Source organism: Polaromonas sp., from assembly GCF_041689105.1.
Taxonomy (GTDB): Bacteria; Pseudomonadota; Gammaproteobacteria; order Burkholderiales; family Burkholderiaceae_C; genus Polaromonas.
Window position 1 is genome coordinate 1 of the sequence record NZ_JBDNGU010000147.1, and the last position, 8,098, is coordinate 8,098.

Consider the following 8,098-nt stretch of genomic DNA (forward strand, 5'->3'; position numbering starts at 1 on the left):
CATCCAGCTCATCAAGGCCAATGCCCGTGGGTTTCGCAGCTTCACCAACTACCGGGCAAGAATTCTGTTTCATTGCGGTAAGTTGGATTTGGGTTGGGCGTGAGGAAAAATTCACAGTGAAATTAACGAAGAGCCGCTTTTAACAATCACGCCTCTGGGAACGCCCGAGAACATGGCTACACCGCGCCTTGCGCCGTTAATGCCAACGCCCACTGGGCGTGCGCCCGGCTGCAAAACGCCAACCAAAATTTCTGCCATGCGGTCCTCGCTTACTGTTTTTGTATATCCACAGATTTTTCCTCTTCCAAGCGCAACTGACCCGAGATCAGGCGCGGGAGCAGGATGTCGCGTAGGGTGGCGAGGGTTTGGGCTTGCTTTTGGTTTTCAGAAATTTTTGCAAGCAATGGCTCTGATAAAGAATGAAATGCTTTCATGACTTTGCTGTCGGGAACGATGCACAGCAAACCCGAGACTACATCGGGCCGCACTGCTGGATACGCCCCACCGTCCGCAACATGAGCCAGATGCTCAATGCTTGCGTCTTGCGTCGCCGCAAGAAAAACAAACTCGGCGTTCTCGACAGCAGATGGCCGCAACACTGCAAAGCCCGTGCTTCCGGTCAAATTTTCAATAGGTTCATGGATAAACGCAAATGAGCGGTTGCCAGGGCGAACGGTGCCAACTATGGTGTCGCCTGTTCGTAAAACTCGTCTCGCCCGACTCGGTGCGTCGTCAAAAACGTAGTCCGCAATTGAAGTAATCTCGTTATCTTTCGTGTTTGCCAAATCGACATAAGCAACACTAGCCGGCTGATTTCTGGCAGTCCACGACTCGGGGTTCAGGTCGGACAGATCGGCCAATGTCCCAACCCGCCACCCTCTCGGCACCAAGCCCAACGCCGACTCCTCGAACCCATCCGGAAACAGCGCCGCTGTGGCATCGTCCATGCCTTCGGGGATGCGATCTTCCATCTTTGCGCGCACGGGGTCAAAATCGACAAACCATGACTTGAACAGCGCTTGGGCGATGGCTTCGAGCGTGGCGTTGGTTTCGCGCAGGAGGGTGATGCGATCGTCGAGGGCACTTACGAACTCGGCAATAACCCTTCTTTCTGATTCGGGGGGCATCGGGATTGGTAGCGCCCGGACATCTTTCAAATTGATCGTGGTTTGAACAGTCGTGTTTGCACGGCTACCAAGTAAGTACTGCGAAAGCGGGGAGCGAAGACATATCGCTATCCAGTCTGGTTCGATATGTGGCAACGGATGAATAACCGCGACAGCCCGAGCTACATTAAATCCGGCCAACTGCTTCGGAACGACCACAACCTGCCCTACAGAGCCTACGACGGTCAACAATACTTCCCCCCCACACAAACGCGTTCGACTGTATTTCGACTCGATCTCAGGCGCGATGTACATCACGTCTGACAAATCCAGATGCCGATCTCTGAAGTTATTTACGCGAATAAGTGGCTTTCCAGCCCCCAATGCCGCACCGGGTTGAACGACACCGTAGGTTATGGAGTTTTTTTGGCTGCAGGTGTCCAGCGGTGCATAGGTCCAACCATCTGGAAGGATGGGTAGATCAAAACTCATACCCCAGCCCCCCCAGCTTCCGCCGAATCAAAACATCCAGCTCAACCCCCTTGGCCATCTGCTCACCCAGCTTTTCAGTGAGCTGCTGCATCTTGGTGGCGAAGTCTGCGTCGTTGTCCTCGACTTCTTCTGCGCCGACATAGCGACCGGGGGTCAACACATGGCCGTGCTGGGCGATTTCGGCTAGTTTGACGCTTCGGCAGAAGCCGGGGATGTCCTGGTAGGTGGCGGGAGCGGGGACGCCCTCACCCCTGCCCTCTCCCGGGGGGAGAGGGAGTAAGGCGGGGTCGCCACGCCAAGCGGCTACGGTGCTTTCGATTCGGGCGATCACTTCATCGGTGAACTCGCTTTGCACGCGGCTGATCATGGTGGCGAGCTTGCGGGCGTCGATGAACAGTACTTCGCCCTTGCGTTTTGTTTTTTGCTTGACCAAAAACCACAAACACGCCGGGATTTGCGTGTTGAAGAAAAGCTGGCCCGGTAACGCGACCATGACTTCGACGACATCGGCCTCGACCATGGCGGCGCGGATCTGGCCTTCGCTGTTCTGGCTGCTGCTCATGCTGCCATTGGCCAACACGATGCCGGCGCGGCCCGTGGGTTTGAGGTGGTGCAACATGTGCTGCAGCCAGGCGTAGTTGGCGTTGCCCTGCGGTGGGTCGCCGTGTACCCAGCGGGCATCGCCCGTCAGGCCGGCGTGCCACCAGTCACTGATATTGAAAGGCGGATTCGCGAGGATGAAGTCGGCGCGCAAGTCTTTGTGCTGGTCGCGCGTGAAGGTGTCGGCCGGCTCTTTGCCCAGGTTGAAGTCAATGCCGCGAATCGCCAGATTCATGGCGGCCAGGCGCCAGGTGGTGGGGTTGGCCTCTTGCCCGTAGATGGAAACGTCACCTAACTTGCCGCCATGCGCTTCAATGAACTTTTCAGACTGCACAAACATGCCGCCCGAGCCGCAGCACGGGTCATACACCTTGCCGCTGTGCGGCGCGAGCACGGCGACCAGCGTTTTAACAATACTGGCCGGGGTGTAAAACTGCCCGCCGCGTTTGCCTTCTGCGCTGGCGAACATGCCGAGAAAGTACTCGTACACCTGGCCCAGAATGTCGCGCGCCACGGATGGGTTGTCGCCAAAGCCGATGGTCGAGATCAAGTCAACCAACTCACCGAGCTTGCCGTCGGGCAATTGCGCACGGGCATAACGCTTGTCCAGAATGCCCTTGAGCTTGGGGTTCTCCGTTTCGATCAGCGTCAGGGCTTCGTCAATGCGCTTGCCAATGTCGGGCTGCTTGGCGGCAGAGCGCAGGCTTTCCCAGCGGGCGGCTTCGGGCACCCAGAAGACGTTGACCTCTTTGTAATAGTCGCGGTCTTCCAGCTCCTGGGCCAAGCTCTCGGCGGTGGCACCTTCAAAGAAGTAATCGTCCTTCGGATTGGCCAGCCGGGCAGCGACTTCGGTGCGGCGGGCTGCAAAGGTGTCGGAGATGTATTTGACGAAGATCAGGCCCAGCACCAGGTGCTTGTATTCGGCGGCGTCCATGTTGGCGCGCAGCTTGTCGGCCGTGGCCCAGAGTGTTTTTTTGATGTCTTCGACCATGCGGGGGCGTGTGTCCAGTTGCTGTTGGCGTTGCCGGATTATGCAGGGCGCCTCCGCCAGATCGCCACCGGTCGGCCATCAGCCCGCGCAAGCTGCCGCGAGTGGTCGGCAGGGAGCGTCGATGAACATCATTCGCTCCTGTATTAATAGCTACCAACGCAAGCTGGACGAGGGCTGGAGGCCAATTTTGTTCTCAATGTGTGTACTCTAGCCGCAACAGGCTGCTTCTCACCGGCTTTCCGGCTCGGCCATGCGCCGGGGAATATCGCGCTGGTTGTGCAGCACGCGCCAGACGTCAATGTGGTCGTCACGCTCCAGATAAAAAACCAGAAACGGGTAGGTCGCCAGCGGCCAGCTGCGCAGGCCCGGCAAATCCAGCTCATGCGCGTAGCGCGGCGATCCGGTGGCGACGTTGCGGCTGATGTGCCCATAGGCCTGCGCCAGCGCCTCAACAAAACCCAGCGCCGCATCGGGAGCCTGTTCTGCAAGGTAGTGGTCAATGGCGTTCTCCACATCAGCAGTGGCCTGCGCGCGAGGGACGACAGGTTTGGCCGTCAAGACCTGGCACCGGGCCGGGCTGGCTTGGCTGTGGCACGTTCACGCAGGGCGTCAAAGTAGTCGGCGTCTGCCCTTGCGCCCGGCGCAGAAGCAGCGCCCTGAAGCAACAACTCCCGCAACTGACGGCGCTCCTGGTCTGTGCGTATCAGCTCGCGCACATACTCGCTGCTGGTGCCGTAGCCACGCTCAGTCACCTGGGCATCAACGAATGACTTGAGCGTGTCGGGCAGGGAGATGTTCATGGTGGTCATGCGCCAAGAATAATGATTTTGGCAAAATTTGGCAAGAAACGCCCCAAGACGACACCACGGCAGCTTGACCGCTGGGTAAATCTAGCCAAGTTGTACAATTTGGACAGTTTGAAGGAGTTTGCTCATGATCACCGTCACCTCTGTGGAAGCCCAAAACCGCTTTGGCCAGTTGCTGGACACCGTGCAGCGTGAGCCGGTCACCATCACGCGCCATGGGCGCACCGCTGCGTTTATTGTGTCGCCGCAGGACATGGAAGAACTGCAGGCCATCCGGCGCAAACGCTTGAGCGCATCAGAAGCCTTTGCGGACTATTTTGCAAAGGCCGACGCGGCGCTGACGCCCGCCGCGCGCGAACTGACCGATGAGGACATTGTGCGCATGGTGAAAGAGTCGCGGTGACAGATCGCCAGCGGGCGATCATCGACACCAGCGCCCTGGTTGGCTCCTTACTTCGCCCGAACTCGGTTCCGCGGCAGGCCATGCTAAAAGCGATCCAGACACATGATCTGTGCATGAGCAAAAGTACGCTCGGCGAACTGCGCACAGTGGTCGAACGACCCAAATTCAACCCGTATCTGTCGTTGGCGGACCGGTTGCTGTTTGTTGAAACTCTGGTGGAGCGCGCTCGTTTTTGGGAAGTCGATTCGAGTAGCGAACGGCTCGCCGAAGGCGCTTGCCGCGACCCAAAGGACGCGAAGTTTCTGGCGCTTGCCCTGGCTTGCCACGCGGCACACCTGATTTCCAGTGATGCAGACTTGCTGGTCCTGCACCCCTGGCAAGGCATTCCCATCCTGACGCCCGCCCAGTTTCTGCAAAGCACCGAGGAACGGCCATAAGCCCGCACAAGGAAGTCAGCTTCGAGAACGAAATCTGCCAGCATCTGGCCAACGATGGCTGGCCACCTCACCATCGCCTTAGACAAGGTGACCTTAATGAAAAAGCGGCATCCTTTGCTCTTCTTTTAATACCTGCTTGTTCCCGTCAGATAAGGGCTGGAGGCCTAAAAGACTAGTAATCCAGGCCATTCACCGCATGACCAGCCCGCCATCCACAAACAGCGTCTGCCCGGTAATGAAACCGCTCCAGTCTGATGCCAGAAAAAGTACCGGACCGGCCACGTCGTCGGGGGTGGCGATGCGGCGCAGCGGGGTTTGGGCGGTGATCATGTCCTTGACCTCTTCTTTGGTCTGCCGACTGGCGGCCGTCGGGTAGACCAGGCCGGGGGCGACGCAATTGACGCGTATGCCCAGCGGGCCCAGCTCGGCGGCGAGGTTTCGGCTGAAACCGACCAGCGCCGACTTGGCGGTGGTGTACTCGTGATAAGGCAAGCTGGGACGCTCGACCAGGTCGCTGGCGATGTTGACGATGGCGCCCTGGCTGCGCTGCTTGAAATGCGGCAGCACGGCCTGGCAGACGTTGAAGGTGGCGCGCACGGCGCCGTCGATCTGCTGCTGGTAGTCGGCCCAGTCCAGCTCCCAGAACAGCTTGCGCCGCTCGGGGTCAAAACTGTAGGCGGCAAAGGCGTTGTTGACCAGCACGTCGATGCGGCCGGTCTCGGCCAATACCTGCGCCACCATGGTGTTGACAGCAGACGCATCGCTGACATCGGCCTGCAGCGCCCAGGCGTCGCCGCCGGCTTTTTTGCAGTCGGCCACCACCTGCGCGGCCGCAGCGGTGTTCTGCAAATAATTGATTACGACCAGCGCGCCTTCAACGGCAAAGGCGCGCGCTATGGCGGCACCTATGCCGCGGCCGGCGCCGGTGACCAAAACCACCTTGCCCTTGAACTTCATGCTGGGACCCGTCCTTACTTCGGCGGCAGCAGGTCTTGCATGACCACGTCGGCGGCCTTGAACTCGCGCTGGACCATGCCGAGCTTTTTGTAGCTGTCAGCGGCTTTCTGGAACATGGCCATGTCCAGCGCGCCCAGGCCGCGCGCCTGCGTGGTGGCCGAGACGCTGGCTGCATTGCGCAGCTTGATGATCTCGATGTTCACCGCCGGGTTCTTGCCGTCGATGGCGCGTTTGACCGCCAGCGCGGCGGCTTCGTCGGGGTTGGCGATCATCCAGGCCATGCTGTCGCGGTACGCGGCGAGAAAGCGTTTAAGCACGTCTTTTTTGGTCTGGTAGGTTTCTTCGGTGACGACAAACATGTCGCTGGAAATGTTCAGGTGGTCGCGCACAGCGATGACGTTGACCTCGCCCAGGCCTTTTTGTTTGCCGACGAGCAAACCGGTGTCGGTGGCGGCGGTGGCGTCGACTTGGCCCTGCATCAGCGGCGCGAAGTTGAGCAGGCCGGTGACCACGATGGTCACGTCAGCCTCGGTCAGCCCGGCCTGCTGCAGCAGCACCAGCAGGTTTTGCCGCGTGCCGCTGGACAGGCTGTACACGCCTATCTTCTTGCCCTTGAGGTCGGCCGGTTTGGTGATGTTGCTGGATTTGAGCGCAACCACGTTGAAGACGTTCTGCGGGTAAATGTCGTAGATCGCGCGCAGCTTTTCACCCTTGTCGAGCGCGGTAAAAAAGGAGCCGGGGTCGGTGAAAGCCACGGTCGCCCGGCCGGTCAACATGTTGCGGATCGCGTCGCCGCCGCCGGCGCCGGGCACATAGCCGAGGTCGATGCCTTTGGCCTTGAAGAAACCCTTGTCTTCCTCGACCAGCAGGTTGGTGATTTCGGTGATGGGCTGGCTCCAGCCGGCCACGACGACCTTGTCGGCGGCGTGGGCCAGGCCGCCGGCCAGCAGTGTTGCTGCGGTCAGGCCGCGAAGAAGAGAGATCAGGCGTTGCATGGTTTTAGTCCTTGGTTGATTCTTTTAAATGCGGCCAGAGCAGCAGTCGCTCCAGCCCTGTGGCCAGTTGATACATCACCAGACCGAGCGCGGTGATCAGCAGCAGCACGGCAAACATCAGTGGCGTGTCCATCATGGATTGCGAGGCGATGATCAGCGCGCCCAGGCCCTTGCTGCCGCCGATGAACTCGCCGACTACCGCGCCCACCAGCGCCAGCACCACGGCCACGCGAAAGCCCGCCATGATGACCGGCAGGCCTGAGGGAACTTTCAGGCGCAGCAGGGTCTGGGCGCGCGTGGCACCCAGCATGCGAAACAGCTCCAGCTTGCGCGGCTCAACCTGCTGCAGGCCGGTCAATGTGTTTTCCATCAACGGAAAAAAGCAGATTAACGCGGTGATCACCACCGTTGATGTCATGCCGAAACCGAACCAGACGATGAACAGCGGCGCCAGCGCGAGTTTGGGCACCACCTGACTGACGAGCACATAAGGAAAAAACACGCGCCGCAGAAAGGCCGACTCCGCCATGACGATGCCACCGACAAAACCAGTGATACACCCCAGCGCCAGGCCCAGCACCAGCTCGGTGCCGGTGTGCAGCAGATGCGGCCAGAAATAGCCGCTGCGCAGGCCGCTCCACAAGGTATCCCAAATCACCGAGGGCGCGGGCAACACCAGCGCTGAAAGCCGCGAGCCGCGCGCGAGCATTTCCCAGGCCAGCACCAGTGCAACGAACAGCACCAGGCTGGACAGGCGGCCCAGTACCGCACGGCTCAGCATGCAAGCACCCCGTCCATGGCTTTCCGCACCTGCGCGCACAAGGCATTGAAAGGCGCGCCGTAACGCAGTGCGTGTCGGCGCGGCCAAGGCAGGTCCACCGTCAGATCTTCGGTGATTTTCCCGTCGGCCATCACGGCCACGCGGTCAGCCAGATAAACCGCCTCGCTGATGTCGTGCGTGACAAAAAATACCGTGGTCTGCGCCAGCCGGCAGATGCGCAGAAAGTCGTCCTGCAACTCCTCGCGCGTGATGGCGTCCAGCGCCGCAAAGGGCTCATCCAGCAGCAGCAGCGAAGGTGCCAGCAGCAGCGCGCGCGCAATCGCCACACGGCTTTGCTGGCCGCCCGACAGCTCCGTGGGAAAGCGCTGACCCAGACCGGACAGACCCATCAGTGCCAGCAGCTCGTCGGCGCGTGCGCGGTCAGCCGGCAACGGCCGGCGCTGCAGCGTGGCCGGCAGCAGCACGTTGTCCATCACGGTCTTCCACTCCAGCAGGGTCGGTGACTGGAAGACAAAGCCGAGCTGGCTGCC

General features: G+C 60.2%; 10 protein-coding genes. 2 read left to right on the forward strand and 8 right to left on the reverse strand.

The features are described from left to right. Positions 1 to 269: 269 nt before the first annotated feature. The 4 genes from ACESMT_RS15225 to ACESMT_RS15240 form a co-directional block, all read right to left on the reverse strand. The gene (locus ACESMT_RS15225) at positions 270 to 1,598 is read right to left on the reverse strand and encodes a restriction endonuclease subunit S (protein WP_372827438.1); all 1,329 of its coding nucleotides are present in this window, start codon (positions 1,596 to 1,598) and stop codon (positions 270 to 272) included. Further along, the gene (locus ACESMT_RS15230) at positions 1,588 to 3,189 is read right to left on the reverse strand and encodes a type I restriction-modification system subunit M (protein ID WP_372827439.1); all 1,602 of its coding nucleotides are present in this window, start codon (positions 3,187 to 3,189) and stop codon (positions 1,588 to 1,590) included. The genes ACESMT_RS15225 and ACESMT_RS15230 overlap by 11 nt, the downstream gene beginning before the upstream one ends. A gap of 228 nt (positions 3,190 to 3,417) precedes the next feature. Further along, a complete protein-coding gene (locus tag ACESMT_RS15235; protein WP_372827440.1) occupies positions 3,418 to 3,747 on the reverse strand; it encodes a type II toxin-antitoxin system RelE/ParE family toxin in 330 nt (109 codons plus the stop codon). Next, the gene (locus ACESMT_RS15240) at positions 3,744 to 3,998 is read right to left on the reverse strand and encodes a type II toxin-antitoxin system ParD family antitoxin (RefSeq protein ID WP_372827442.1); all 255 of its coding nucleotides are present in this window, start codon (positions 3,996 to 3,998) and stop codon (positions 3,744 to 3,746) included. The genes ACESMT_RS15235 and ACESMT_RS15240 overlap by 4 nt, the downstream gene beginning before the upstream one ends. A 124-nt stretch (positions 3,999 to 4,122) precedes the next feature. Here ACESMT_RS15240 and ACESMT_RS15245 point away from each other — a divergent pair, with 124 nt between their 5' ends. Together ACESMT_RS15245 and ACESMT_RS15250 are read left to right on the forward strand one after the other, a co-directional pair. Further along, positions 4,123 to 4,398, forward strand: coding sequence for a type II toxin-antitoxin system Phd/YefM family antitoxin (locus ACESMT_RS15245; protein WP_372827443.1), 276 nt, complete (start codon positions 4,123 to 4,125; stop codon positions 4,396 to 4,398). Then, the gene (locus tag ACESMT_RS15250; protein ID WP_372827444.1) at positions 4,395 to 4,835 is read left to right on the forward strand and encodes a putative toxin-antitoxin system toxin component, PIN family; all 441 of its coding nucleotides are present in this window, start codon (positions 4,395 to 4,397) and stop codon (positions 4,833 to 4,835) included. Before ACESMT_RS15245 ends, ACESMT_RS15250 begins: the two co-directional genes overlap by 4 nt. 189 nt (positions 4,836 to 5,024) lie before the next feature. Here ACESMT_RS15250 and ACESMT_RS15255 read toward each other — a convergent pair whose 3' ends face one another. From ACESMT_RS15255 to ACESMT_RS15270, 4 genes are all read right to left on the reverse strand, one after another. Next, positions 5,025 to 5,792, reverse strand: coding sequence for a 3-oxoacyl-ACP reductase (locus tag ACESMT_RS15255; RefSeq protein ID WP_372827445.1), 768 nt, complete (start codon positions 5,790 to 5,792; stop codon positions 5,025 to 5,027). A 14-nt stretch (positions 5,793 to 5,806) separates the two neighbouring features. Continuing rightward, positions 5,807 to 6,787: an ABC transporter substrate-binding protein gene (locus tag ACESMT_RS15260; RefSeq protein ID WP_372827446.1), complete on the reverse strand. Its 981-nt coding sequence runs from the start codon at positions 6,785 to 6,787 to the stop codon at positions 5,807 to 5,809. Positions 6,788 to 6,791: 4 nt separating this feature from the next. Then, a complete protein-coding gene (locus ACESMT_RS15265; protein ID WP_372827447.1) occupies positions 6,792 to 7,568 on the reverse strand; it encodes an ABC transporter permease in 777 nt (258 codons plus the stop codon). Then, positions 7,562 to 8,098 (reverse strand): ABC transporter ATP-binding protein (locus tag ACESMT_RS15270; protein ID WP_372827448.1); only part of this gene is annotated, 537 nt, incomplete at its 5' end. The genes ACESMT_RS15270 and ACESMT_RS15265, both read right to left, overlap by 7 nt.

Coding starts and splice junctions, on each gene's coding strand:
- ACESMT_RS15225 (WP_372827438.1), bottom strand. CDS start 1,598: ATGAGTTTTGATCTACCCATCCTTCCAGATGGTTGGACCTATGCACCG.
- ACESMT_RS15230 (WP_372827439.1), bottom strand. CDS start 3,189: ATGGTCGAAGACATCAAAAAAACACTCTGGGCCACGGCCGACAAGCTG.
- ACESMT_RS15240 (WP_372827442.1), bottom strand. CDS start 3,998: ATGACCACCATGAACATCTCCCTGCCCGACACGCTCAAGTCATTCGTT.
- ACESMT_RS15245 (WP_372827443.1), top strand. CDS start 4,123: ATGATCACCGTCACCTCTGTGGAAGCCCAAAACCGCTTTGGCCAGTTG.
- ACESMT_RS15255 (WP_372827445.1), bottom strand. CDS start 5,792: ATGAAGTTCAAGGGCAAGGTGGTTTTGGTCACCGGCGCCGGCCGCGGC.
- ACESMT_RS15260 (WP_372827446.1), bottom strand. CDS start 6,787: ATGCAACGCCTGATCTCTCTTCTTCGCGGCCTGACCGCAGCAACACTG.
- ACESMT_RS15265 (WP_372827447.1), bottom strand. CDS start 7,568: ATGCTGAGCCGTGCGGTACTGGGCCGCCTGTCCAGCCTGGTGCTGTTC.